The organism is Devosia sp. Root685 (assembly GCF_001427875.1).
Lineage (GTDB): Bacteria > Pseudomonadota > Alphaproteobacteria > Rhizobiales > Devosiaceae > Devosia.
Window position 1 is genome coordinate 1,474,577 of sequence record NZ_LMHK01000001.1, and the last position, 24,688, is coordinate 1,499,264.

A 24,688-nucleotide genomic window follows, 5' to 3' on the forward strand; every position below is an offset into this window, starting at 1 on the left:
TTGTCAAATCTATGTTGGTAAATTCATCCTGACTTTTGGCGATTTCAGGAATCACCTTCTTACGGACCGGCCATTTTTAAGCAAATGCGCAAATTATTTGCCTTTTGCGAAGTGAGATGGAAACAGACAAACGCATTGGGGTGCCGGTTTGGAAAAACCTGCTCCCGCCAACAGGAGACGAGGCATGACGATCAAGAACACGATTTCCGAGATCTGGTACACGCGCTGCCCCGTGCCCACTCCGGTGGGGCTGGCGGTGCAGTTGGGCCTTTTGGAAGAGGCTTTTGCCAAGGAAGGCGTAAAGCTCAATTCGATCATCGACAGCAAGGATCGGGCGATCCGGTCGAGCCATTTCGACCACCACCTCGACTATTCCTTCCGCCACGGCGGCAATGTTCCGCCGATCCGTGCGCGGTCCGAAGGCAATCCGACGCGCCTTGTCGGCATTACCTGGACCGATGAGTTCCAGGCCATCATTACCCTGCCCACCAGCGGCATCAAAACGACCAAAGATCTGGTCGGCCGTCGCTTCGGCGTTCCGCGCCGCCCCGCCGGTATCGTCGATTTCATGGCCGCAACGGCGCTCAAAGGCCTTGTATCGGCACTGTCGCTTGAAGGCCTGCGGCATGACCAAGTGGAGATCGTCGATATCGCGCTGACCGACTCCGTCCTCGATGGTCGCGAGGGGCCACAGCTCTTTGGCCTCAGGAACCGACAGGCCTATGGCGCCGAAGTGGCCGCCCTGCTGCGCGGCGAGGTGGACGCGATCTACGTCAAGGGAACCGGTGGCATTGCGGTCGCCAATCTCATTGCTGCTCACACGGTTGCCGAGTTCGGTTTCCATCCTGATCCCAAAATCCGCATCAATTCCGGCTCGCCGCGCGTGCTGACCGTAGACGAACGACTAGCCGAAGACCGGCCAGATCTCGTCGCTCGCCTCATCGAAACCCTACATCGCGCCAGCGACTGGGCTGACGCGCATCCGGACGAAGTCCGCCGTTTCGTCGCCCGCGAAGTCGGCGCCTCGGAAGAAGTGGTCGCGGCCGCCAATGGACCGGACCTCCATAAGCATCTCGGGCTTGGCCTCGAGCCGGAACTGGTCGGCGCCATCGGTCACTACAAGGACTTCCTCTATGAGTGGGGTTTCCTCGAACGCGACTTCGACATCAACGCCTGGGTCGATCGCCGCCCCTGGGACGGTCTCAATATCCGTGCCGTCGCCTGATTTTCGAGGAAATCCATGACTATCGATTTCACCCCCCATATCGCCAGGGCTGAGCATCTCGGCCGGCGCTTCGCCCTCACCGCAGGGCACTATGACGAGACTGGCGAATTTCCCTTCGCCAATTTCGATGCGCTCCATGAGGCGGGCCTCCTCGGCCTTGTGACCGCACCTGAACATGGCGGCCTCGGCGGGGGCCTTGCCGAGGCGCTCGCCGTGGTTTCTGCGCTAGCGCAGGGCGAGCCGTCTACAGCGCTGGTGCTGGCCATGCACTATAGCCAGCACTACAGCATCCGGGCTTCGGGCAAGTGGCCGCAGCATCTCATCGAGCGCGTGACCAGGGCCAATCGCGAAGGCGTGGCCCTGCTCAATTCGGCACAAGTCGAGCCACGCGTCGGTTCGCCTTCGCATGGCAGCCTGCCAGAAACGGTCGCGCGCAAAGTCGGCAATCAGTGGCGCATCACTGGCCACAAGACCTATGCGACCGGCATTCCGCTGCTCAAATGGGTGTCCGTGCTCGCCGTTACCGACGAGCCAGAACCGCGTCTCGGCTCGTTCCTCGTGCCGACCGATGCCGATGGCATTCGGATCGAAAAGACCTGGAATGCCACCGGCATGCGGGCAACCAACAGCCATGACCTGATCCTCGACGACGTCGCTATCGACATAGACGATATCCTCGATATTGCCCCGGCCACCGAAGGCCTGAAACGCGACGAACGGCTTGGCGCGTGGTATTTTACCCTGGTTCCAGCGATCTACGACGCCGCCGCACGGGCCGCGCGCGACTGGCTGGTGGATTTCACCAGCACCCGCGCGCCGGCCAGTCTCGGCGCGCCCCTTTCGAGCGTACCGCGCATTCAGGATGGCGTCGGCCAGATCGAGGTGTGGCTCGCGACCAATCAGCGCCTGCTGCGCACGATTGCCGAGGATTTTGACGCCGGCCGGCCCTTCGGCTCGGATTCGGCGGCCGCCAAGCATGTGGTCATCGAGAATGCCATTCTCGCAACGACGCTGGCGCTCGATCTCGGCGGCAATCCCGGCATCAGCCGCGATAACCCGCTGGAGCGGCACCATCGCGACGCGCTCTCGGGAAAAGCCCATGCGCCGCAGAACAACATGATCCGCACCATTTTGGCCAAGAGCGCCTTCGGCCGCTACGCGGCCCGCAAGGACGAGCCGGTGGAGCCGGTTGCCGTGCGCCTGCCGGCGCGTCCACGCCTTGTTGCAAATGCCTGAGGAACCCGAGATGAGCCAGGAACCGAAATCCGTCTGGTATACGCGTTGCCCTGCCCCAACTCCGCTCTCCATCGCGGCCCAGCTTGGCTGGGTGGACGAGGCCTTTGGCGCCAAGAGCGTCAACGTTGCCTCGATCCGCGACAGCAAGGACCCAGCAGTCCGCCAGAGCCATTTTACCCACGCGCTCGACTGGTCTTTCCGCCAGGGCGGGAATATCCCACCGATCTGGGCGCGTTCGGGCGGACGGGAAACCCGCATCGTCGGCATCACCACGACCGATGAATTCCAGGCCGTCATCTCATTGCCGGCCACGAGGATCAAATCCACCAAGGACCTGAAGGGCCGTAAGGTTGGCGTGCCACGCCAGGCGGCTGGAATCGTCGATTTCCAGCGCGCCACGGCGCTCAAGGGGGTGGTTTCGGCGCTTTCGCTTGAAGGCCTGACGGCCAAGGATGTCGAGATCGTCTATCTCGATGCGCGGGAACCGGCTCTGCTCGAAATCGGCAATGCGGCCTTCCTTGGCCTCAAGCGGCGCTATCCTTATGGCGAGGAACTGTTGGCCCTCGCTCGCGGCGAGATCGACGCCTTTTTCGTCAAGGGGGCCGAAGGGCTGGTGCTGGCCAACCAGATCGGGGCGACCATTGTTTCCGAATTCGGCTTCCATCCGGACGCCCGTATCCGCATCAACAATGGCACGCCGCGTCCGCTGACGGTCGATGCGAAATTTGCCGATGAGCGGCCCGATCTCGTGGCTGAACTCGTGGCAGTGGTCGATCGCATCGGTGCCTGGGCCGAGGCTCATCCCGAGGATACGGTGCGTTTCATCGCCCGGGAAATCGGCGTTGCCGAAGAAGCGATCTGGGCCGCCAATGGTTCGAACGTGCACCGGCACCTGGAACTGACGCTCGAAGACGAGCAGATCGACGCCCTTTCCCATTTCAAGGATTTCCTCCTCGAATGGGGCTTTATTCTCGCCGACTTTGACGTCGCCGCCTGGATCGATCCGCGCGCGCTCGATGCCGCTCGGCATAGAGAGGCCGCATGACCACTCCGTTCGTCGATATCGCCATTATTGGCGGCGGCCCGGGCGGGCTGGCGCTCGCCCAGGGGCTCAAGAAGAACGGCATCGAGGCAGCCGTTTTCGAGCGGGATGCCGTACGCGCCGACTATGTCCAGGGGTTCCGACTGCGCTTGAGGCAACGCGGCCTTGATGCGCTGGAGGCCAATCTGCCACCGCATCTCTTCGAAGCGTTCCTGGCCACGCTTGGCCGGGCGCCAACCGAAAACACAGCGCTCGACGAGAATTTCACCCCGGTGGACAGCGGTGCCTGGGCCCGCGGCGCCGAGGACACCCATGTCGAAAAGTCGGTAAGCCGCATCACCTTGCGGCAGATCCTGCTGTCGGGCCTCGAAAATGCGGTCCAGACCGGCAAGCAGTTTCTGCGCTACGAGATCGAGCCGGAAGGTACGGTGCTCTCGCATTTTGCCGACGGGTCGCAGATACGCTCCAATATTCTCGTCGGTGCCGATGGCGCCGGCTCGGCGGTTCGGCGGCAATTGCTACCCGATCTCAAGAGCATCGACACGGGCGTGCGCCGGCTTGCCGGCAAGATGACGCTTGATGCCGCCGCGACGCACAACATCGAATCCGTCCTCCTCGATACCAATGCCAATATTCGCCCCAGCGAGGGTCATAACCTGATGATCACCAGTCATCGGGTTGATCCTTCGGCCTTCGACCGCCACGGCGTCATCGGCGCCGATGACCCGACGCACAAGGATATTGCCGGTTTCCACTTCAACAACACCACCAGCTATGTGTGGTGGAACACGGCCTATGAGGTGGGCGAACTGGCACCGGACGATGTGCTCGACACCCTTAATGGTGCCGAGCTGCTGCAGGTGCTGCTGGCAAAGATCGGCCATTGGGACGAGCGCATTCTCAAGCTGATCCGGCATACCGATCCGTCGACTGTTGCCCTTTTGAAAGTGCGGTCGTCGCAGCCGGGCGCGGTCTGGGACACTGGGCCGGTGACGCTGTTGGGCGATGCCATCCATGCCATGACCTATTTTCGGGCGCTTGGCGGCAATACGGCCCTCTACGACACCGGTCTCCTGGTGCCTCAGCTCGTGGCCGCCCGCCAGCGCGGTAAACCGATCCTGGCCGCGGTCCGTGACTACGAAAATGCCATGCGCGAGCATGGCTACGAGGCGGTGCGCTCATCGCTCATCGCCATGCAGAACAATGTCGCTGCCGGACGCGCCCTCAAGGGCGTGGCTGCCGAATAGAACCATAGAAAGCCCCATTCCATGTCCATCGTCGTCTTTGGCGCCTCCGGCAATATCGGCAGCAATATCCGCAAGGAAGCGCTGGCTCGCGGCCTTCGCGTGACTGCCGTGACCAATTCCAGCCCGCTTGATGCGGAGCCTAATCTTACCACGCTGACGGCCGATCTGGCCGATACCGAGGCGGTCGCGAGGATCGTCTCCGGCCACGATGCGGTGATCTCTGCCTATAGCCCCGGCCTCCGGAAGTACTCGGCAGAGGAAGCGGCCGAGATCATCCGCCGCGCTCATGAATCGCTCTTTGAAGGCATCAAGCGCGGTGGGGTGAAGCGGCTGATCCTTGTCGGAGGCGTTGGCAGCCTTGAGGCTAGCCCTGGCGTCGATGTGGTCGACAGCGATTTTTATCCCGCCGGCCACAAGGCGCATACGCTGCGCAATCGCGAGATTCTGCGCTCCCTCAAGCGGGGCGAATATGACCTCGACTGGACCTATGTGTCGCCGCCGCTCGACATCAAGGCGGGCGAGCGCACCGGAAAATTCCGCCTCGGCGAGGACCAGCTGCTCCGCGATGCCGAAGGCAATAGCCGGATTTCGGAGGCGGATTTTGCGGTCGCCATTCTCGATGAACTCGAACAGGGCCGCTTCATCCGTCGCCGCTTCACAGCGGCCTATTGAGCCGGTTTCCAGGACTTTGACATGACCAATTACAAGCGCCGGCTCAATCTCAATGTCGGCATCAACACGACCGGATATCTCGGTACAGCCTGGAAATATCGCACGGGGACGCGCGAGGAAATTACTGATCCCGCCTACTATTTGCGCCTCACCCAGCTTGCTCATCGCGGGCGCTTCGACTCCGTCTTCTTTTCGGATCATCCCGCGCTGATGACGGACCCGAACGGCCGGCCGTTTCATACGATCGACCCGCTGATCCTCGTGACCGCGCTGGCCGCGCAGGTGCCCGATATCGGCTTCGTCGCGACCATGTCATCGACCTATAATTCGCCCTACAATCTGGCGCGGCGGACGCAATCGACCGATATCATTTCGGCTGGGCGACTGATCATCAATATCGTCTCCTCGTTCAATCCGGCCGTTGCCGCCAATTTTGGGAGCGAGCCGCTGCCGCCGCGCGACGTGCGCTATGCCAAGGCGACCGAGTTTCTCGATGTCGCCAAGAAACTTTGGGCGAGTTGGGATCCGCGGCGCGGGGGTGAGGTGCCGCCGGAGCGTTTCTGGGACGCAAGCGAGGCGCAAGCCATTGATCATGTTGGAGATTATTTCTCGGTCAAAGGCCCGCTCAATGTGCCGCGAGGGCCGCAGGGTCATCCGGTGATTGCCCAGGCCGGGGCCTCGGAGGGCGGGATAGACCTGGCGGCGCGACATGGCGAGATCATTTACTGCAACATTCTCTCGCGACCCGCCGGGCAGGCTTTTCGCAAGAAAGTCTTCGATCGCGCTAAGGAAGTCGGGCGCGACACTTCGGAAATCCGCATCGTTCCGGGTCTTGTCGCCATTGTCGGGGAGACGCGCGAGGAGGCTTTGCGCAAGCATGAACTGTTCAGTGGCGCGGGGTCGGAAGACGGTCTACTCAGGCGCTTCATTCGGGAAAACGGGTTCGATCCCGACACGTTCGATCCCGATGAAGTGCTTGATGCGGAAAGGTTTATTCCTGATCCGAACCGCGTGATGGCCGTGGGCATGGGGCTCGGACTTTCGGACCTTCTGGCCCACGAAAAGCTGACGGCTCGGGAAGCGGTGCGGCGCTCTGAAGGGCATCACCGGTTGGTGCTGGGTACGGCGGAAGAGGTGGCGGACCAGATCATCGACCTTTGGGCCGATGGGACGGTGGATGGCTATACGCTTCAACCGCCGCGGGCGCCGGATGATATCGAGGAATTCGTCGATCAGGTCGTGCCGATCCTGCAGGATCGCGGTGTCTATCCCACTGAATATGAAGGAAAAACCATCCGCGACCGTTATGGTCTGCCGTACCCCGACTAGGCGACGAGATCGTTGCTGATGGTCTCGATGCCGCCGGCGGCCTGCATGTCGGCGAGGCTGGTATTGTCCAAAACTTCGGCAATGGCATTGCGGACGTTGAACATCAGCTTGCGGACGCGGCAGGTTTCGATGTCGCAATCGGCGCAGGGCTGGTAGCGGGTTTTGCTGGCGCAGGGGATCGGTGCCAGCGGTCCGTCGAGCACGCGGACGACGTGGCCGATCATGATTTCTTCAGGCGGGCGAGCAAGATAGTAGCCGCCATACTTGCCTTTGCGCGAGTAGACGAAGCCGGCATTGCGCAGCTCGGAGAGGATGGCGTCGAGGAATTTTTTGGGGATGTTATTGGTCGCGGCGATGTCGCCGACCATGGCCAGATCGCCGGGCTTTACGCCGGACAGGTGACCCAGGGCTTTCAGACCATATTTGCCCTTGTTGGTGAGCATAGCGAACCGACCATTCTTCAAGCTGCGCGAAATTTTCGCGCAGTTGGTAGATAAAGTCGATCAATCTTCTTAACAAGAGGCACAATGGCCCGAAATTGGGTAGTTTCCGCCCCTAATCGGTTAGCAGACTGTTGCCGTTGAGCGTGGCGTTGACGGGGTTAATGCGAAAACGGTGCTGAAACCGTGCGCGCCCCATGAAACATCTCTCGACCCTGGCTTGCCGAGCGATCAGCGCAGGCGCTTGCCGTCCTGCCCGAAGACGAGGAGCGAGGCGGGGTTGAACCTTGCCTGGTAGCGTTCGCCGGTTTTGAGGGTGCGGTTGTTGTCGGTGGCGAGCGTGAGAAGGCTGGAGCCGGCGCCGCGGGCATAGGCGTAGGTTTCGCCGCCGAGGTGTTCGATGATTTCGACTGTGGTTTCGAGGGCGGCGGAGCCGGTGGGATCGAAATGCTCGGGGCGAATGCCGACGGTGACCGCAGTGCCGGCGGGCACGGCGACGGGCGAGGGAACGAGCTGCTCGGGGAAATCGGCAAGACGAATGCCGCCGGCTTCGGCGGTGCCGGCGAGGAGGTTCATTTTGGGCGAGCCGATGAAGCCGGCGACGAAGAGATTGTCCGGGTCATCATAGAGGTCCAACGGCGAGCCGGCCTGTTCGATGACGCCATCGCGCAGCACCACGATCTTGTCGGCGAGGGTCATGGCTTCGACCTGATCGTGGGTGACGTAGATGATGGTGGTGTTGAGCTCCTTATGGAGCCGCGCGATTTCGATGCGCATATGGACGCGGAGTTCCGCGTCGAGGTTGGACAGCGGTTCGTCAAAGAGGAACACATCGGGGTGGCGGACAATGGCCCGACCGATGGCGACACGCTGGCGCTGGCCGCCGGAGAGTTGGCCGGGCTTGCGGTCGAGCAAGGCGCCGAGTTCGAGAATGCGAGCGGCTTCGGCGACGCGCGTGGCGATTTCTTCCTTGGGCGCACCGGCAAAGCGCAGCGCAAAGCCCATGTTTTCGCGGACGGTCATATGCGGGTAGAGCGCGTAGGACTGGAAGACCATGGCGATGCCGCGCTGGGCGGGATCGACATCGTTCATGCGTTTGTCGCCGATGAAGAGATCACCCGAGGAAATCTGTTCGAGCCCGGCAATCATGCGCAGAAGAGTGGACTTGCCGCAGCCCGAGGGGCCGACAAAGACCACGAACTGCTTATCTTCGATGTCGAGATCGACACCCTTGATCACGTGCACCGAGCCGAAGGACTTCTTCACATTGCGTAGTTTCAAGCCGGACATGCTGACTGTTCCTCAGAGCGCGGTGAGAGTGGTGACGGTGCGGCCAAGCCGCTCATTGGTGACGGTGACAGTGATCGGGCCTTTGCCGGTGGTGCGCAGCCAGAAGCCGGTGGCGCCACCGCGCAGCGGCACGAGGCCGGGACCGAGGCGCTCGGCGGCGCCCGAGACTTCGATGGAGACCGGCTCGGGGAAGAAGGGCAGCTTCTTGCCCGACTGATCGAGCGCCCGGACCATGACGCGAACGGTATCGGCTTCGCCCGAGAGTTCGGTGTGATCGGGGGTGACCTGAAGTTCGGTGGCGATGGGGTCGGAGATGAACTTTACGGTTTTGACGACCGCGCCCTTCACATAGCCGGTAATCGTGGCGTCTTCCCAGGACATGCCCCAGAGGCCGAGTTCTTCATCGGTCAGGTCTTCGCGCTTGATGATGACCGGGGCGTGGGGGAGATGGGGATAGGCGTCGCGATCGGGGCGGAAACGCTTGGGGGCGTTCTGGCCATAGGCCAGTTCGACCTCGTCGCAATTGGTGAGGATAATGAGCGGCAGGACGCCGCCGATATTGCGCTCGCCGCGGGCCCAGAAGGTGACGGGTTTCAGGATGACTTCATCCTCGGGCTCGCACTGGCTGGCATAGGCGAAGGCGGCGAATTTGGGCTCGCGGAACATGTCCATGACGCCGTGGTGGCAGAGGCGGTCGCCAGAGCCAAAGTCCTTGTGGGTATTGTAGTCGAAGGCGCACCAGCCGATGCAGCCGGCGATCTGCGGATCGCCATAGGCGGCGTTCATCACGTCGAGATGGCGACGAACGTGCTCGGCCTGGCGCTGTTCCTGATCATAGATCTTGGTGGGGTACATGTGCCCACCATATTCGGTGATCATATAGGGCACGACGCGATCAAGGCCCGTCACTTCCTGCTGCGGGCGGAGCGGCGTGCGCGGGCGATTGCCGCCCCATTCCTCGTTGCCGAGGATGAAGTCGTTCATGGTGTAAACGTCTTCGAGCAGCTCGCTATCGGTGATGTAGCGGACGCCGCCGGTCTGGCGGGTGGGGTCGAGTTCGCGGGCGAGCTTGTTGGTGCGCAGGTAGAAATCGTGGTCGTCCTGGCTTTCGTTGATGCGGACGCCCCAGATGACGATGGAGGGGTGGTTCCAGTCGCGGGTGATCATGCGGCGGACGTTTTCGACGGATTCGTCCTTCCACGCGGCGGGACCGATATGCTGCCAGCCAGGGATTTCTTCGAACACGAGCAGGCCGAGTTCGTCGCAGCGGTCGAGGAAATAGTGGCTCTGGGGATAGTGCGAGGTGCGCACCATGTTGAGCTTGAGCTGGTGTTTCAGGATTTCGGCATCCTGCACCTGGGCGGATTTTCCGAGGGCGTAGCCGACATAGGGGAAGGACTGGTGGCGGTTAAGACCACGGAGTTTGAGCAATTTGCCGTTGAGCTTGAAGCCATCGGCGGTGAATTCGGCGCTGCGGAAGCCAAAGCGGAAGCTTGCAGTGTCCTGACCGGCTGATGTGTCGATGGTGACGTCGAGCGTATAGAGCGCGGGGGTTTTGAGGTCCCAGAGGGTGATGCCAGTGAGATTGTCGAAGGCAATGTCCACCGAGGCCCCTGATATGGCGGCGTCGGTGGTGGCGATCACCTTGCCCGAAGCGTCCTTAAGGGTCGCGATCAGCGTGCCGGAGAGCGGCTGGTTTTGCGGATTGCTGAGATCGATGCGGGCGCGGACGGACTTTTTGTCGGCGAGGACATTGGGCGTCTCGATCTTGCCGTTGCCGACGAAAATGCTGGAGGTGACGCGCAGCCAGGCTTCGCGATAGAGGCCGGCATAGGTGAGATAATCGATCTGGCCGCCGAAGGGCGGGATGGCGGGGTTTTCGCTGCCGTCGATGATGACTTTGAGGACGTTTTCGCCTTGCTTGAGGAGACCCGTCAGGCGGCCTTCGAAGGGAGTGTAGCCATCCTTATGGGCGGCGATTTCCTCGCCGTTGAGATAGACGCGGGAATTGGCCATGGCGCCGTCGAAGACAACGGAGACCTCCCTGCCCTGCCAGCTTGGATCGGCGTTAAAGCGCTTTTCGTAGGTGAATTCGCGCTGATAGGCCTTTTCGTCGAAATAGGAGAAGGGCAGCTCCACCGCATTGTGGGGCAGACGAACGCTGTCCTTGCCTTCGAAGAGCCAGTCGGAATTGAAATCGATCAGAGGGCGCATAATGGGTTCTACTTAACGGCGCCCAGCATGCCTTCGACGAAGCGGCGCTGGAGCAGGAAGAAAATGAGAATAGTGGGCAGCGTGGCGAGGACCGTGCCGAAGAGGATGAGACCGTAATCGGGGGTGTATGCTGCGGTCAGACCCGAAAGGATCAGCGTGATGGTCTTGTTCTCGGCGGTCTGTAGGACCACCAGCGGCCAGAGATAATTGTTCCAGTTAGCCATGAAGACGATGATCGTTGCCGCGGCATAGGTCGAGCGCATGACCGGCAGATAGACGAAGAGGAAGATCTGCCATTCCTTGAGGCCATCGATCTTGGCGGCGTCGCGCAGCTCGGTGGGGAAGGCCTTGGTGGTCTGGCGGAAATAGAAAATGATGAAGATCGAGGCGACCGTTGGCAGGATGACGGCCGCGAAGGTGTTGACGAGCTTGGCCTGGCTGAACATCACAAAGAGCGGCACCATCATGGCCGCGAAGGGCACGGACAGCAGCAGCAGCAGGAAGCCGAAAATGCGCTCGCGGACGCGCGAGCGGAACATTTCGAAGCCGTAGCCGGCCAGCGAGGAAATCGCCAGCGTCAGCACGGTGGCGACCACGGCGATGACGCCCGAATTCCAGAAAATGCGCACGGCATCGACTTGGGTGAAAAAGGCCGTGGCATTGGTGAGAAGCGCCGAGCCGAGCGAGGTCTTGCCGCGGATGATGTCCGCAGAGGTGTTACTGGCACCGACCACCATCCAGTAAAACGGAAAGATCGAGACGAAGGCGGCGATGGAGAGCAGCAGATAGACAATGCCGCGGCGAACCAGAGCGAGGGTCATGAGGGCTTCCGATCGCGGGCGACGAGGAACTGCAGGAAGCTCAGGATGCCGACCAGCACCACGATCACCCAGGACACGGTTGCCGAATAGCCGAAGCTGGGCATGAACTTGAAGGTGAGGTTGTAAATGTAGAGCGAGAGGGTCAGCGTCGAATCCGAGGGGCCACCGGTGCCGGCGGTCAGGTTGGCCACTTCATCGAAGAGTTGCAGCGTGCCGATGGTTGAAATCACGGTGGTGAAAAGGATCACCGGCTTGAGCATGGGGATGGTGATGTACCAGAACCGGGCCCAGGCGGGGACGCCATCGATACGCGCCGCCTCGTAGATCGAGCGGTCGATATTTTGCAGGGCCGCCAGATAGAAGATCATATTGTACCCGGTCCAGCGCCAGGTGATCGCCATGATGATCAGGACCTTGGCCCAGAAGGGGTCGCCAAGCCAGGAAATGGGGCCGCCGATGATGTGGAGCGCCATCAGGGTCTGATTGACCACGCCATCGATGGCGAACATCGACTTGAAGACGGTGGAATAGGCAATGAGCGAGGTGGCGCAGGGCAGGAAAATGGCGGTGCGGAAAAAGCCGCGGAATTTCAATGTGGCGTCGTTGAGGGCGACTGCGAAAAGCAGCGCCAGCACGATCATGATCGGCACCTGGAAGATGAAGAAGGTGAAGGTGTTGCCGAGCGCGCGGAGGAAGACCGGGTCCTTGGTGAGCCGCACGATATTGGCAAAGCCGCCAAAGCTGAGGTTCATGCCCTTGCCGACCTGAAAGCTCATCCAGAGCGACCAGACGATCGGGTAGATCATGAACAATCCCAGAAGGATCAGGGCGGGGGCGATGAAAGCCCAACCCGTAATATGCTCCCTGCGAGCCAGTCGCGCCTGTGCCATTCACCTCTCCCCGGTGCCGTCGCGTCAATAGTGCAGACATGCCCCGGTGCCAGAGACCGGCGCCGGAGCGGAAAGGCGGGCCGGAGCCCGCCTCTCCCTATGCATTACTGCATCTGCTGGGTGGCCTGATCGTTGATCGCCTGGAGGGCCGCGTCAATGTCGCCACCCTGGATGATCGTGGGGAGCTGGGCCTGCACGGCGGAATCGACTTCGGCGGTGAAGGTGCCGTAATCGACGCTTGGGATCTGGCCGAGCCAGGTGGAGAAATTCTGCCACACCGGAGCGCCGCCGAAGAACTCGTCGGAGGCCTTGTAGGCATCGCCTTCACGGGCAGAGAGGAGCGAGCCGACGGCACCGCGCTTGATCAGGATGTCCTGGTAGAAATCCTTGTCGCCAGCCCAAACGGTCTTGAAGAAGTCGATGGCTTCTTCCTTGTTGTCCGAGGAGGACAGGAGGAACCAGCTGGAACCGCCCTGGTTGGAGGCGTTGACCGAGCCTTCCATATCGAGGCGCGGAATGGGGGCGACGCCCCACTTGCCGGACTGATCGGCATTGGCCTTGATGGTGGCGGTGATCCAGACGCCGACAGGAACCACGGCAACTTCGCCGCCAGTGAACGCGCCGGTATATTCGGCCCAGCCGGACACCGGCTTGACGAGGTCAGCCTGGTAGAATTTGGCGTAGGTTTCGAGCGCCTTCTTGAGGGCGGCGTTGTCGGTGATATGGAGGCTGCCGTCGGCGTTGAAGTACCAGTCGCCGGCAGACTGCATCATCATGCGGATGACGCCGGTATCGTTGAGGTCGAGATCGAGCAACTGCTTGCCGGTCTTGGCCTTCACTTCGGTACCGATCTCGACGAGACGGTCCCAGGTGATGTTTTCGAGATCGGCGGCCTTGAAGCCGGCCTCTTCGAGGTAGTCCGAGCGATAGAAGAGACCGGTCACGCCGGAATCGAAGGGCACGGAGTAGGATTTGCCATCGTGCGTGGCGGCCGCGACCTTGTAGGGCGCGAAAACCGACATATCGATCGAGTCCGACAGCGGCTCGAAAGCGCCGGGGAAGGACTGGAGATATTTTTGGGCGATATCGTCCTGGATCAGCACGATATCGGGCAGACCTTCGGTGCTGCCGGCGAGAAGCTGGGTCTGTAGCTTGGCGCGGATATCGTCCTGGCTGGCGGTATCGTCGACGTTGAACGTCGTTTCAGGATGCGCGGCGGTGTAAATGGCACCAGCCTCGCGCATGGTGTCGCCGTTGAAGGCCTTATCCCACACCCAGACCGAGATTTCACCTGCAGATGCCGAAGCGGCGGCAACGCTGAACAGGCTGACGCTGGCGAGCGCCACAGCGGTCGCGCGCTTCCAGCCCATGGACAAACGGGTCATTGCAATTCCTCCCTAGCGGGTGTTTCCTCCACACCCATAGGCAAGACAGTAACCGCATAAATCGCGGTACGCAATAATTTCAGTAAATTTTTACTGCGTTATTTTTCAAGGGGTTGGCGCGTACTGCCACGCCAGACCAGCTTGGACGCCAGGGTAATCTGCTTGGCGATTTCCCGGCCACCGACGCGTTCAAGCAGCAATTCCACCGCCCCTTCGCCGATTTCTTCGGCCGGAAGACGCACCGTGGTGAGCGGCGGATTGAGGAATTGGGCGACCGAAATGTCGTTAAAACTGGCGACCCCGATATCGTTGGGAATGGAGAGGCCCATTTCGTGAATGGCGCGATAGGCGCCGATGGCCATGGAGTCGTTGAAGGTTATGATGGCGTCGGGCGGGCGTTTTTCGCTGAAAATTTCCTTGGTCAGGCGATAGCCGCCCTGCTCGGTATTGTCGCCCGAGCGGAACATGCGGTCGTCGAACCAGCCGTTTTTGGTCATCCACTGCACGAAAGCCTGGGCGCGACGATCGCCCCAGCCGATATAGGCGATGCGCCGATAGCCGAGATTGGCGAGGGATTGCAGCAGCTTTTCCATCGCGTAGCGGAGGTCGGCCTGCACCGAGTCGATCTGATCGTCGGGCGGGGCGTGATCGGCAAAGACCAGCTGGCGCGCATGGCGCTGGAGCCATTCGACCTCGTCTTCGTCGTGCCGGCCGATGGCGATGACGCCGGAGGCGCTTTGCAGGAGGCCGGCATCGGGCTTGGCGTCGGTGTGGTAAACTTTTACCGTTTCGATTTTCAGCGCGGCGCAGCGGCTTTCGATGCCGAGGCGCAGGGCGACGTAATAGGGATCGACCAGTTCCTGCTCGGGGCGCAGGAAATGCACGAGGGCGAGCTTGGTGAGGCCCTGGACATTGGCGCGGTTGCGATTGCGCGGCGTCGCATAGTTGAGCTTTTCGGCCGTTTCGATGATGGCCTGGCGCTTGCGGTTGGAGATCGACAGCGTGGTGTCGTAATTGAGCACGCGCGAAACCGTAGCGCTCGAAACGCCCACTGCCGCTGCGATTTCCTTGAGAGTGACCATGGGGGCGGAAGCTATATGGGCAAAAGCCCGGCGGTCAACGGGCTGCGTGCGGGGGAAGGCAAACTACGCCACCGTCATCGCCGGCCCTGCCCCGCCAATCCGCCTCGCCTTTGCATGGATTACGGGCAGGCCCGATCAAGGCCGCACGATTCTTGTATGGTAGACGAAAAGTCTTAAGTCGCTGATATAAAACATAGAAATCGACAATTCCTGGCGCTTCGCGAAATCGAGTTGACAGAATGTGTCGCTCGTCTGCACAGTGTCGGCATCTTTGTGGGACCAATCCCCCAGGATCGGCCGGAGACGCGTCATGGGCCCAAGGGCCCAGCCAGGGTATGTGGTGAAGCGCGCGCTACGCGGTACGTCGTCTGTCTGACCGAACCAAACACGGACAGATGCTCGTATCGGCCTTCTGGATGTCCCATCAGGATCTCAACCGTGCGGTCGCGGTTGGCGGGACGGTCATTTTCTCCCCCAACCTCCGATCTCATTGCGATCCCGGCATACCGGGACAGTTTGCTGCCTTTGCGCAGTGGGGAGGATTGTCGAAATGGCCGAAGCGCTTGGCGTAAGCGGGGGAGTGCCGGTGGCGGAAACGCTGCTGGCGCGGCTGCGCGCACCCAAGGTCGTGGCCCCGGCGACATCGGACCATGCGCAATCGGCGCTCGATGAATTTGCCGGCTCAGGCGTCGCGTTCGTTGCCAGTTCATCCGCCATGGAGCAGCGCTTTGGCGATGCGGTGCGGGAGTTGGTGTCGTGTATCAAGCCGACGGCTGGCGCGGCGCCGATCCTCAATGAGGGTGGCATTTATTATGGCTGCTGGCTCGAAAGCACGGGCACGATCAATGCCGAACTGTTGTCGCGGTTTATTCCCAAGGTGGCCGGCGACACCTTTGCAGGCTTTGCGCGGCACCAGCGCGAGGATGGGCTTTTTCCCTATAAGCTGACGCAGAACGGGCCGGTCTTTTCGCAGATCCAGACGGTGACGCCGCTGGCGCGGTCGGTCTGGAACCATTTTTTGCTCAATGGGCGGGATCGGGATTATCTCGCAAAGCTCTATGTGGCGATGGGGCGGAACGATGCTTGGCTGGCGCGTTGGCGCGACACGCGACGGACGGGTGCCGTCGAGGCGTTTTGTGCTTTCGACACGGGGCACGATCTTTCGGCGCGGTTCTGGCATGTACCGGATTCGCCGGAGGGGAATGACCCCAAGCGGTATCGGACTGACAATCCGGTGCTGCCGTTCATTGCGCCTGACCTGACGGCCAATGTCGCCTGCCAGCGGGACTATCTGGCGCTGATGGCCGAGGAGTTGGGCGAAGATGGCGGCGCCTGGCGCGCCAAGGCGGAAGCGAGCCGGACGGCGCTATTTGAGCAATGCTTTGATGCCGAAGATGGATTTTTCTACGATCGGGACCGCAACGACCAGTTCATTCGCGTGCAATCGGACGTGCTGCTGCGGGTATTGGCCTGCGAGGTTGGCGACGAGTCGTTTTTCGCCGAGGCCCTCAGCCGGTATCTGCTCAATACGCGGAAATTCTTTGCGAAATATCCGTTCACCTCGATTGCTCTCGACGATCCGCGGTTCGATCCGGCGTTTGACTACAATAGCTGGTGTGGGCCGACGAACTTTTTGACGCTGATCCGGGCGGCGCACGCTTTTGAGCATCATGGGCGGCATGTGGAGCTGACCTGGATGATGCAGCCGGTGCTCTCGGCGCTGTTCCGGGGCGAGCGGTTTGCGCAGACGATCAACCCGTTCAACGGCGCGATGGGTTTTACCGAGGTCTATTCGCCCAGCATCCTGTGTCTGCTTGATTTTATCGAGCGGCTGACGGGGATTTTGCCGCGGCCGGAGGGGGTGCTGTGGTTCACCGGGCTCACCCCCTATCAGATCGAGCATCGGGATATCAGCCACGCCACCGCCTATGCGCGGGTGGTGGATGGGCAGAGGTTTGAGATGGTCAATGACGGCGTGACCCTGCGCGTTTTCCGCGATGGGCAGCCGCTGTTTTCGGCGCCGAAGGGTGTGCGCGTGGTGACGGACCGGGCGGGCAAGGTCGAAGCGCTGATCGGGATGAGTGTGCCCACGATTACCGGGGCGCTGGAGATCGACGGGGCGCGGCTCGATTTTTCCATTGGACCTAATGAAGTGCTGGCGCTGGAGCACGGCGCCTTCACACGACAAAAACCTTCGCGGCTGACCCACCCCACCTATTGATTGGAGGCAATTGGCGGGGATTGGCTTCGAGGATGCAGAAACAAAAAATGCATTCAGTTCTGACGTACGTCGCTCATACCGGGAGGAAACCATGAGCAAATTCAACCGCAGGCAGTTCCTGCACACATCGGCCGGCTTTGCCGGCTCAGTCGCCGTCTTCAGCGCCTTTGGGCAGCCTGCCTTTGCGCAGGACACCGCCGTGCGCCACTTCTGGTGGGGCAATCCGGAGCGCGACAAGCGCACCTTTGCCGTGATCGACATCTATAACGGCAAGACGCCGGGCGTGAAGGTTTCGGGCGAAACGCTGGGCTTTGCCGACTATTTCACCAAGCTGACAACGCAGATTGCCGGCGGCAATATGCCCGACGTGATCCAGCAGGGTTATGGCGTGCTGTTTGAATATATCGCCAATGGCGCCGTGGTGCCGCTCGACGATTTTGTCGGGAAAAGCCTCGATATTTCGAAGATGGACCAGAGCGCCATCGATGCCGGTACGGTGGACGGCAAGTTCTATGCGCTCTCGATCGGCGCGAATTCGCATATGGCGGTTTTCAATACCCGGCTCTTTGAAGAAGCAGGAATCAAGGTCGGCGAGACGTTCGATCCCTATGCCTACACCTATGATGAGCTGAAAGAATTCGCGGCGGCAATCAAGGAAGCGACCGGGGTTGCCGGCACCGACGACAACACCGCCGACTATCAGAATTTTTCGGATTTCACCGTGCAGAAGGGTGCCAACCTCTACAATGAGGACGGCTCCTATGGTCCGACGCAGGACATCGTCGAGGAATATTGGAGCACCTGGGCCGCGATCCGCGATGCGGGTGGTACGCCTCCGGGGCCGGAATCGGCGGCGCTGGCGGGCGTTTCGGAACTGAGCCAGCTTGGCGTCGTCACCGGCAAATCGGCGATGTCTTATCTCTGGAGCAACCAACTCGTTGGCGTGCAGGGGCTGATGCAGGATGCGCTGGGGGCGGCGGTTTACCCCAATACGCCCGAGATGATCCCCGGCTCGGTGATCCAGCCCAGCCAGTTCGTGTGTTTGACGCGCGACAGCAAAAATCCTGAGGCGGCGACGGCCTATATGAGCGCGTTTGTGAACGACCTTGAGATGACGACGGTGCTGGGACTTGAGCGCGGCATTCCGTCGAATTCGGACGTGCGCGCGGCGCTGGAGCCGAACCTGTCGGCGGCCGAAAAGGTGTCGGTGGAGTTCTTCGATCGGATTCAGGGCAAGACGGCGCCGCTGACTGCGCCGCCGCCGAGCGGGTCAGCCGAAGTGGAGCAGACTTTTGAGCGTCTGGCTGTGTCGGTTCTCCTCGGGGAGCGGAGCATTCCGGAAGTGGCGACGGACTTCCTCAATCAGGCCAAGGCGATCCTGGCGCGCGCTTAGGCTGAACAGGCCCGCCGCTTCTTCCCCGGGGCGGCGGGTGTTCTTTTTGGCGCTGTGCCACGCCCTCGTGGTTCGAGGCCTTGCTCCGCAAAGCACCTCACCATGAGGTCTACTGGAGATGTGGTGTGCTGGACCTGGGGCTTACTGGGATACGCGAATGCATAAATTCCTGAGACGCAATTTCGCTGGCTATGCCTTTTTGTTGCCCTGGCTGATCGGGTTTTTCCTGCTCGCTATCGGGCCGATCCTGGCGTCGCTCTATCTCAGTTTTACCAAATATAATGTGGTCCGGCCGCCGCAGTGGATCGGCTTGGACAACTACGCCTACATGTTCCAGATGGACCAGCGCTTCTGGAAAGCGCTGCAGGTGACGTTTCAGTTCGTGGTCATTTCGGTGCCGCTGAAGCTGATCTTCGCGCTGGGTGTGGCCATGGCGCTCGATAAGGGTATTCGGGCCATCGGATGGTATCGGGCGCTGTTTTATCTGCCGTCGATCCTCGGCGGATCGATTGCGGTCGCGATCCTCTGGCGGCAGCTTTTCAACTATGACGGGGTGATCAATTCGGTGCTGCGGCTCTTTGGGGGCGATGGGCCCTATTGGCTGAGCGATCCGCGCTATTCGCTATGGACGCTGATCGTGCTGGCGATCTGGCAGTTTGGCTCGCCCATGCTGATTTTTCTGGCGGGGCTGCGGGCCATTCCGCAGGAGCTTTATGAGGCAGCGGAGATCGACGCGGCGGGGCCAGTGCGGAAGTTTTTCGCCATTACCGTTCCGCTCCTGGCGCCGGTGATTTTCTTCAATCTCGTCTTGCAGATGATCGAGGCATTCAAGAGCTTTTCGGGGGCCTTTATTATTTCCGGCGGGACCGGGGCGCCGCTCGATAGCCTCTTGTTTTTCACGGTCTATCTCTACAACGAGGCGTTTGCGTTCCTCCGTATGGGCTATGCCTCGGCGCTGGCCTGGGTGCTGCTGCTGATCATCGCTCTGTTCACCGCTATCGCCTTCTGGACCTCGAAATATTGGGTCCACTATGAAAACGAGAGGGGCTGAGCCATGAGTGAGGCGACCATTACCCCTGCCATGCTCAGTACCGCCGAGGTGGCCCGCGCCTATCGCGAGGCCAAGGCGAAGCGCGCCAAGCGGGCGGGGCTGCTGAAGCATGTGTTTTTGATCGTGACCTCGCTGATCATGATCTATCCGCTCCTGTGGATGCTCGCGAGTTCGCTCAAGCCCGATAACCAGATTTTTGGCGATCTGGGGCTGTGGCCGCGGGAGTTCCAATGGCAGAACTATTGGGCGGGGTGGAACGCCCTGCCCGTCAGTTTCACGCGGTTTTTCTGGAATTCGACTGTTGTCACCGTCTTGTCGGTGATCGGCAATGTCATCTCGTGCTCGTTTGCCGCCTATGCCTTTGCGCGGCTTGAGTTTTCAGGGAAAACCATCTGGTTTGCGTTGATGATGATGACGTTGATGATCCCCTATCACGTCGTGCTTATTCCCCAATATCTGCTGTTTTTGAACCTTGGCTGGGTGGACACCTATCTGCCGCTGATCGTGCCGCGATTTCTGGCGGGCGATGCCTTCTTCATCTTTCTGATGATCCAGTTTTTCCGGCAATTGCCGCGCGAACTGGATGAAGCGGCGATGATCGACGGGTGTTCGCCGTTCAAGATCTATTGGGCCATCATCATGCCGCTGAGCCTGCCGGCGATGGCGACGGCGGCGATCTTCTCGTTCATCTGGACCTGGGAGGATTTTCTCGGGCCGCTGGTCTATCTCAACAATATCGAGGACTACACAGTGCCGCTGGCGCTGCGGAGTTTCATCAGCTCGGACGGGGTCAGCCAATATGGTCCGATGTTCGCCATGTCGATCCTCTCGATCCTGCCGATCCTGCTGTTCTTCATTATTTTCCAGAGACTTATCATCCGCGGCATTGCCATGAGCGGGCTAAAGTAGGAGTTTTGCCATGGCTGCAGTTACCCTTTCGGAAGTGCGCAAAAGCTACGGGCAGGTGCCGATCATTCACGGCATCGACCTGGCGGTAAATTCGGGCGAATTTCTCGTGCTGGTCGGGCCTTCGGGCTGCGGAAAATCGACGCTATTGCGGATGATTGCGGGGCTCGAAGAGATCACCGACGGGACGATCGCCATTGGCGACCGGATCGTCAATGACCTGCCGGCGAGCCAGCGTAATCTGTCGATGGTGTTTCAGAGCTATGCGCTCTATCCGCATATGAGCGTGCGGAAGAACCTGGCTTTTGGGCTCCTCAATCTCAAGATGCCGCGCCAAGAGATCGAGCGGCGCGTGGCCGAGGCGGCGCGAATTCTGCGGATCGAGGAGTTGTTGGAGCGCAAGCCGCGGCAGCTTTCGGGTGGGCAGAAGCAGCGCGTGGCTATCGGGCGGGCGATTGTGCGGGAGCCGCAATTGTTCCTGTTCGACGAGCCGCTGTCAAACCTCGATGCCGAGCTGCGGGTGCAGATGCGGGTTGAATTGGCTGGTCTTTACAATCGTTTGGGCACGACGATGATCTATGTGACGCATGATCAGGTCGAGGCCATGACCATGGCGACGCGGATCGTGGTGCTCAACCGCGGAAGGATCGAGCAGGTCGGCACGCCCTATGAGCTTTATAATGCGCCGGCGAACCTGTTTGTCGCGACGTTTATTGGCTCGCCGAAGATGAATGTGCTGGCGGGCACGGCAGCGGGAGGCAAGGCGGAGATCAAGGGCCTGGGCACCCTGCCCTTGCCGGACGCCATTCGAAGTGATGGAGCGATCAGTATTGGGGTGCGGCCGGAGCAGGTTGTCATCGGCGGCGCGGGCGATTTGCGCATTGAGGGGACGATTTCGCTGGTCGAATATCTGGGAAGCGAGGTGTTTCTCTATGTGCGCGTCGCTTCGGGCGAGACGCTGCTGGTGCAGGCGCCGGGGCAGTCGCAGTACAAGATACACGACCCCATCACGCTGGGGGTAAGTTCGAAAGAAGCTCATTATTTCGATGGGGATGGGCTGCGGCTGGGGTGAACTTCCCGATCCCAGACGCCGCGTCATCCCCGCGAAAGCGGGAATCTCCGTTTCGGTTGTCAGACAGGGATTCCCGCTTTCGCGGGAATGACGCCGTTATAAATCAAGTATCACGATTGCTCCGGGAGCCCCGTTTCTCGGCCTTTGTGACGAAAATATTGCATCGCGCTTGATTGGTTCAGACTTTTTGATAGACAATTATAGTCCATCATCTGAAAGCCTAGTCGCTCATGAGCCGTAATTTTCTGGTCGTTGACCCCGAAGAGGATATTGAGGTTCTGAAGGGTTTGGCTTCGCCGATCCGGGTGCGTATTCTCAAATTATTGCATGTGGAGGGGCCGCTTAACGGCAATGATATTGCCGACAGGCTGGACCTGCCGCAGTCGACTGTATCGACCAATCTGCAAATTCTTGAGACAGCCGGGCTGATCCGCACCGAGACGCAGAAGGCGCGGAAGGGCAATCAGAAGATTTGCCACTCGACGTTTGACGAAGTGCTGGTGATGTTCAAGGAGGACATTCGCCCGCTTAAGTCCAATTCCATCGAAGTGGCGATGCCGCTGGGGCTTTATACCAGCTGCGAAGTTTCGGCGCCGTGCGGGCTGTGTTCGACCGAGGGGATCATCGGGCTGCTCGACGTGCCCGAGACGTATCTTGAGCCGGACCGGATGAAGGCAGGACTGATCTGGTTTACGCGCGGGTTCCTCGAATATCAGTTTCCCAACAATGCCAAGCTGGCGCAGAACACGATTGAAGTGCTTGAATTTGCGCTGGAATTAAGCTCGGAAGTGCCGGGCACTTCGGCGGATTGGCCGAGCGATATTACGCTTTCGGTCAATGGCACCGAGATCGGGACGTGGACCTCGCCGGGGGATTTTGGCGACAAGCGGGGCGTCTATACGCCGGACTGGTGGAAGCTCAAAGGCAGCCAATATGGCAAGCTCAAGAGCTGGCGCGTGACCGACGAAGGCACCTATGTCGATGGGATGAAGATTTCGCCGGTGTCGCTGGTGGACCTGGATTTGAGCAATCATCACTCGATCCGATTGCGGATTGCGGTGAAGCCGGATGCCCGGCACCCCGGCGGGATCAATATTTTTGGGCGTGGTTTTGGGAACTATGACCAGGATATAATCATGCGCTTACAAACGGCGCGGTAGTTCTGTGAAGACCTCATGGTGAGGTGGGAGGCGTAGCCGACCCTCGAACCACGGGGTCGGGCGAGTGGAGACTTGGGTGCCACGCCCTCGTGGTTCGAGGCTGCGCTTCGCTGCGCACCTCACCATGAGGACTACTGGGCGCCGGGATGGATTGCCGAGGCAAGCCCGGCAATGACGAAGGAGGGTTAGGGTGCGCCCCTCCAGCCCCTTGGCCAAAAATCATACAAAAGTGCGCTGGGCGGCTTGCATCGGCCCCTCTCCGTCCTGTACAACCGATTAACTGATACAAATCAGAAAAACAGATTGTATGGGAGGACGAGGGTGAAGGCGTCTGTTGTTGCGAATAAGGATTACACGATCTCCAAAATTGACGATCGTGTCTATGGGGCATTTCTGGAGCACCTCGGCCGCGCCATTTATGAGGGCATTTATGAGCCGGACCATCCGACGGCCGACAAGGACGGGATGCGGGGCGACGTTGCCAAGCTCGTAAAAGACCTCAATGTACCCGTGGTGCGCTACCCCGGGGGTAACTTTGTTTCGGCCTATAATTGGGAAGACGGTATCGGCCCGCGCGAGCAGCGCCCGACGCGGTTGGACCTCGCCTGGCACACCTCGGACAGCAATGCTGTCGGCGTGCATGAATTTGCCGATTGGTGCGCCACTGTTGGCACCGAAATGATGCTGGCGGTGAACCTTGGTTCGCGCGGCGTCGACGAGGCGCGTAATTTCCTTGAATATGTCAATCATCCCGGCGGTTCCTACTGGAGCGACCTGCGCATCAAGAACGGGCGCAAGGAGCCGTGGAACGTCAAAATGTGGTGTCTCGGCAACGAGATGGACGGCCCCTGGCAGGTCGGCCACAAAGACGCGGACGAATATGGCAAGCTTGCTGCCAACACGGCGCGGGCCATGCGCATGTTCGACAAGAGCCTTGAACTGATCGTTTGCGGGTCGTCGAATTCGGATATGGCGAGCTATCCCGACTGGGAGCGCATCGTGCTGGAGCACACTTATGATCATGTCGATCATATTTCGCTCCACATGTATTTCGCCAATCGCGACGACAATACACCGAACTATCTTGGCCTCAGCGAAAAGCTCGATACCTATATCGAGACCGTTGCTTCGACCATCAAGCAGGTCAAGGCCAAGAAGAAGAGCAAGCGCGACGTCTATATTTCCTTCGACGAATGGAACGTCTGGTACCATTCGAACAAGAAGGATCGCGAAATTCTTGACGGCAATAGCGGCTGGCCGCATGCGCCGGGTCTGCTTGAAGACATCTACAACTTTGAAGACGTGCTGATGGTGGGGTTGATCCTCAACACCTTCATCCGCCGCTCGGATGTGGTGAAGATCGCCTGTATCGCCCAGCTCGTAAATGTCATTGCCCCGATCATGACGGAAAAGGGCGGGCCCGCCTGGGCGCAGACGATTTACTATCCGTATTTCTTCGCTTCGGTTTTCGGTCGCGGCACGGCGCTGCAGCTGGTGACCAACTCGCCGGGCTATGAAACGACCCATGCCAAGGACACGGCCTATGTCGACGTTTCGGGCGTGCACAATGAAGAAGAGGGCACACTGAGCTTCTTCCTCGTCAATCGCCATACGAGCGAAAGCGTGGAGACGGAAGTGAGCCTGCAAGGCTTTGCGGGCGGCACGGTCATCGACCATCAGGTGATGACGCATCCGGATCTGAAGGCAGTCAATACCGCCAAGAAGCAGGATGAAGTGAAGCCGAAGAAGGGCGAAGGCGCTGTGGTTGCCAATGGCAAGCTGAGCGTGAAGCTGCCGCCGTATTCGTATCAGATGGTGCGGGTGAAGCTGTAAGATTTGGGGCCGGCGTTTGCGGCCCCACCCCCTCCCGGTCTCCCCCATCAAGGGGGAGGTGGCAGATCGAGTAGGTGGCACCATCCAGTCAAACCCACCAGCCCGACACCTCCCCCCTTGATGGGGGAGGATGGGAGGGGGTGACCGCGCTATCGAGCGGGCAACTGCGACCCGACTTG

20 protein-coding genes are annotated in these 24,688 nt (G+C 60.4%); 13 read left to right on the plus strand and 7 right to left on the minus strand.

Translation table 11 applies throughout. The annotated features are described in order from the left end of the window. Positions 1-184 precede the first annotated feature (184 nt). Genes ASD83_RS07055 through ASD83_RS07080 form a run of 6 tightly spaced genes read left to right on the plus strand, consistent with a single transcriptional unit; the run spans position 185 to position 6,751 of the window. Positions 185-1,225 (plus strand): ABC transporter substrate-binding protein, encoded by a 1,041-nt coding sequence (locus ASD83_RS07055; protein ID WP_056309172.1) that lies wholly within the window; start codon positions 185-187, stop codon positions 1,223-1,225. A 15-nt stretch (positions 1,226-1,240) separates the two neighbouring features. Next, on the plus strand, positions 1,241-2,461 hold the full coding sequence (locus ASD83_RS07060; protein WP_056309174.1) for an acyl-CoA dehydrogenase family protein: 1,221 nt from the start codon (positions 1,241-1,243) through the stop codon (positions 2,459-2,461). 10 nt (positions 2,462-2,471) lie between these two features. Then, entirely contained in the window at positions 2,472-3,506 is a 1,035-nt protein-coding gene (locus ASD83_RS07065; protein ID WP_056309175.1) for an ABC transporter substrate-binding protein, read from the plus strand. Further along, positions 3,503-4,750, plus strand: a complete 1,248-nt coding sequence (locus ASD83_RS07070; protein ID WP_056309178.1) for an FAD-dependent oxidoreductase — start codon at positions 3,503-3,505, stop codon at positions 4,748-4,750. Before ASD83_RS07065 ends, ASD83_RS07070 begins: the two co-directional genes overlap by 4 nt. Positions 4,751-4,771: 21 nt before the next feature. Further along, entirely contained in the window at positions 4,772-5,422 is a 651-nt protein-coding gene (locus ASD83_RS07075; protein ID WP_056309180.1) for an NAD(P)-dependent oxidoreductase, read from the plus strand. 21 nt (positions 5,423-5,443) lie between these two features. Beyond that, on the plus strand, positions 5,444-6,751 hold the full coding sequence (locus ASD83_RS07080) for an NtaA/DmoA family FMN-dependent monooxygenase (RefSeq protein ID WP_056309181.1): 1,308 nt from the start codon (positions 5,444-5,446) through the stop codon (positions 6,749-6,751). On the opposite strand, the gene ASD83_RS07085 is transcribed toward ASD83_RS07080, so the two are convergent. The 7 genes from ASD83_RS07085 to ASD83_RS07115 all read right to left on the minus strand — a co-directional run bounded on the left by ASD83_RS07085 (position 6,748) and on the right by ASD83_RS07115 (position 14,873). After that, positions 6,748-7,194: an RrF2 family transcriptional regulator gene (locus tag ASD83_RS07085; protein ID WP_056309183.1), complete on the minus strand. Its 447-nt coding sequence runs from the start codon at positions 7,192-7,194 to the stop codon at positions 6,748-6,750. The genes ASD83_RS07080 and ASD83_RS07085 overlap by 4 nt on opposite strands. 228 nt (positions 7,195-7,422) lie before the next feature. Next, a complete protein-coding gene (locus tag ASD83_RS07090) occupies positions 7,423-8,481 on the minus strand; it encodes an ABC transporter ATP-binding protein (protein ID WP_056309185.1) in 1,059 nt (352 codons plus the stop codon). A 12-nt stretch (positions 8,482-8,493) separates the two neighbouring features. After that, a complete protein-coding gene (locus ASD83_RS07095) occupies positions 8,494-10,695 on the minus strand; it encodes a glycoside hydrolase family 2 protein (protein ID WP_056309187.1) in 2,202 nt (733 codons plus the stop codon). An 8-nt stretch (positions 10,696-10,703) separates the two neighbouring features. Further along, positions 10,704-11,516, minus strand: coding sequence for a carbohydrate ABC transporter permease (locus ASD83_RS07100; protein ID WP_056309189.1), 813 nt, complete (start codon positions 11,514-11,516; stop codon positions 10,704-10,706). Then, positions 11,513-12,406 carry a carbohydrate ABC transporter permease gene (locus ASD83_RS07105; RefSeq protein ID WP_056309191.1) on the minus strand — a complete coding sequence of 298 codons (894 nt, stop codon included), beginning with the start codon at positions 12,404-12,406 and terminating at the stop codon, positions 11,513-11,515. The genes ASD83_RS07100 and ASD83_RS07105 overlap by 4 nt, the downstream gene beginning before the upstream one ends. Positions 12,407-12,510: 104 nt before the next feature. Continuing rightward, positions 12,511-13,791 carry an ABC transporter substrate-binding protein gene (locus tag ASD83_RS07110; protein WP_056309193.1) on the minus strand — a complete coding sequence of 427 codons (1,281 nt, stop codon included), beginning with the start codon at positions 13,789-13,791 and terminating at the stop codon, positions 12,511-12,513. A 98-nt stretch (positions 13,792-13,889) separates the two neighbouring features. Continuing rightward, positions 13,890-14,873, minus strand: a complete 984-nt coding sequence (locus ASD83_RS07115; protein WP_056309195.1) for a LacI family DNA-binding transcriptional regulator — start codon at positions 14,871-14,873, stop codon at positions 13,890-13,892. A 550-nt stretch (positions 14,874-15,423) separates the two neighbouring features. Between ASD83_RS07115 and ASD83_RS07120 the strand changes: the two genes are divergently transcribed. The 7 genes from ASD83_RS07120 (at position 15,424) to ASD83_RS07150 (ending at position 24,509) form a co-directional block, all read left to right on the plus strand. Beyond that, complete coding sequence (locus ASD83_RS07120) at positions 15,424-17,094, plus strand: MGH1-like glycoside hydrolase domain-containing protein (RefSeq protein WP_082560997.1); 1,671 nt, start codon at positions 15,424-15,426, stop codon at positions 17,092-17,094. A 91-nt stretch (positions 17,095-17,185) separates the two neighbouring features. Beyond that, positions 17,186-18,487 carry an ABC transporter substrate-binding protein gene (locus ASD83_RS07125; protein ID WP_056309196.1) on the plus strand — a complete coding sequence of 434 codons (1,302 nt, stop codon included), beginning with the start codon at positions 17,186-17,188 and terminating at the stop codon, positions 18,485-18,487. A 157-nt stretch (positions 18,488-18,644) separates the two neighbouring features. Further along, on the plus strand, positions 18,645-19,538 hold the full coding sequence (locus tag ASD83_RS07130; protein WP_056309198.1) for a carbohydrate ABC transporter permease: 894 nt from the start codon (positions 18,645-18,647) through the stop codon (positions 19,536-19,538). Between the two features lie 30 nt (positions 19,539-19,568). Further along, entirely contained in the window at positions 19,569-20,447 is an 879-nt protein-coding gene (locus ASD83_RS07135) for a carbohydrate ABC transporter permease (protein WP_056309969.1), read from the plus strand. Positions 20,448-20,457: 10 nt separating this feature from the next. Then, entirely contained in the window at positions 20,458-21,516 is a 1,059-nt protein-coding gene (locus ASD83_RS07140) for an ABC transporter ATP-binding protein (protein ID WP_056309200.1), read from the plus strand. Positions 21,517-21,746: 230 nt separating this feature from the next. Next, positions 21,747-22,676: an ArsR/SmtB family transcription factor gene (locus ASD83_RS07145; protein WP_056309201.1), complete on the plus strand. Its 930-nt coding sequence runs from the start codon at positions 21,747-21,749 to the stop codon at positions 22,674-22,676. 321 nt (positions 22,677-22,997) lie between these two features. Beyond that, entirely contained in the window at positions 22,998-24,509 is a 1,512-nt protein-coding gene (locus tag ASD83_RS07150) for an alpha-N-arabinofuranosidase (RefSeq protein WP_056309204.1), read from the plus strand. Positions 24,510-24,688 lie beyond the last annotated feature (179 nt).

Bases quoted from the DNA above. Each gene is read 5' to 3' on its own strand.
- ASD83_RS07120 (WP_082560997.1), top strand. From the start codon at position 15,424: ATGGCCGAAGCGCTTGGCGTAAGCGGGGGAGTGCCGGTGGCGGAAACG.
- ASD83_RS07095 (WP_056309187.1), bottom strand. From the start codon at position 10,695: ATGCGCCCTCTGATCGATTTCAATTCCGACTGGCTCTTCGAAGGCAAG.
- ASD83_RS07070 (WP_056309178.1), top strand. From the start codon at position 3,503: ATGACCACTCCGTTCGTCGATATCGCCATTATTGGCGGCGGCCCGGGC.
- ASD83_RS07065 (WP_056309175.1), top strand. From the start codon at position 2,472: ATGAGCCAGGAACCGAAATCCGTCTGGTATACGCGTTGCCCTGCCCCA.
- ASD83_RS07085 (WP_056309183.1), bottom strand. From the start codon at position 7,194: ATGCTCACCAACAAGGGCAAATATGGTCTGAAAGCCCTGGGTCACCTG.
- ASD83_RS07125 (WP_056309196.1), top strand. From the start codon at position 17,186: ATGAGCAAATTCAACCGCAGGCAGTTCCTGCACACATCGGCCGGCTTT.
- ASD83_RS07105 (WP_056309191.1), bottom strand. From the start codon at position 12,406: ATGGCACAGGCGCGACTGGCTCGCAGGGAGCATATTACGGGTTGGGCT.
- ASD83_RS07145 (WP_056309201.1), top strand. From the start codon at position 21,747: ATGAGCCGTAATTTTCTGGTCGTTGACCCCGAAGAGGATATTGAGGTT.
- ASD83_RS07055 (WP_056309172.1), top strand. From the start codon at position 185: ATGACGATCAAGAACACGATTTCCGAGATCTGGTACACGCGCTGCCCC.
- ASD83_RS07110 (WP_056309193.1), bottom strand. From the start codon at position 13,791: ATGACCCGTTTGTCCATGGGCTGGAAGCGCGCGACCGCTGTGGCGCTC.
- ASD83_RS07135 (WP_056309969.1), top strand. From the start codon at position 19,569: ATGCTCAGTACCGCCGAGGTGGCCCGCGCCTATCGCGAGGCCAAGGCG.
- ASD83_RS07060 (WP_056309174.1), top strand. From the start codon at position 1,241: ATGACTATCGATTTCACCCCCCATATCGCCAGGGCTGAGCATCTCGGC.
- ASD83_RS07080 (WP_056309181.1), top strand. From the start codon at position 5,444: ATGACCAATTACAAGCGCCGGCTCAATCTCAATGTCGGCATCAACACG.
- ASD83_RS07075 (WP_056309180.1), top strand. From the start codon at position 4,772: ATGTCCATCGTCGTCTTTGGCGCCTCCGGCAATATCGGCAGCAATATC.
- ASD83_RS07090 (WP_056309185.1), bottom strand. From the start codon at position 8,481: ATGTCCGGCTTGAAACTACGCAATGTGAAGAAGTCCTTCGGCTCGGTG.
- ASD83_RS07115 (WP_056309195.1), bottom strand. From the start codon at position 14,873: ATGGTCACTCTCAAGGAAATCGCAGCGGCAGTGGGCGTTTCGAGCGCT.
- ASD83_RS07140 (WP_056309200.1), top strand. From the start codon at position 20,458: ATGGCTGCAGTTACCCTTTCGGAAGTGCGCAAAAGCTACGGGCAGGTG.
- ASD83_RS07130 (WP_056309198.1), top strand. From the start codon at position 18,645: ATGCATAAATTCCTGAGACGCAATTTCGCTGGCTATGCCTTTTTGTTG.
- ASD83_RS07100 (WP_056309189.1), bottom strand. From the start codon at position 11,516: ATGACCCTCGCTCTGGTTCGCCGCGGCATTGTCTATCTGCTGCTCTCC.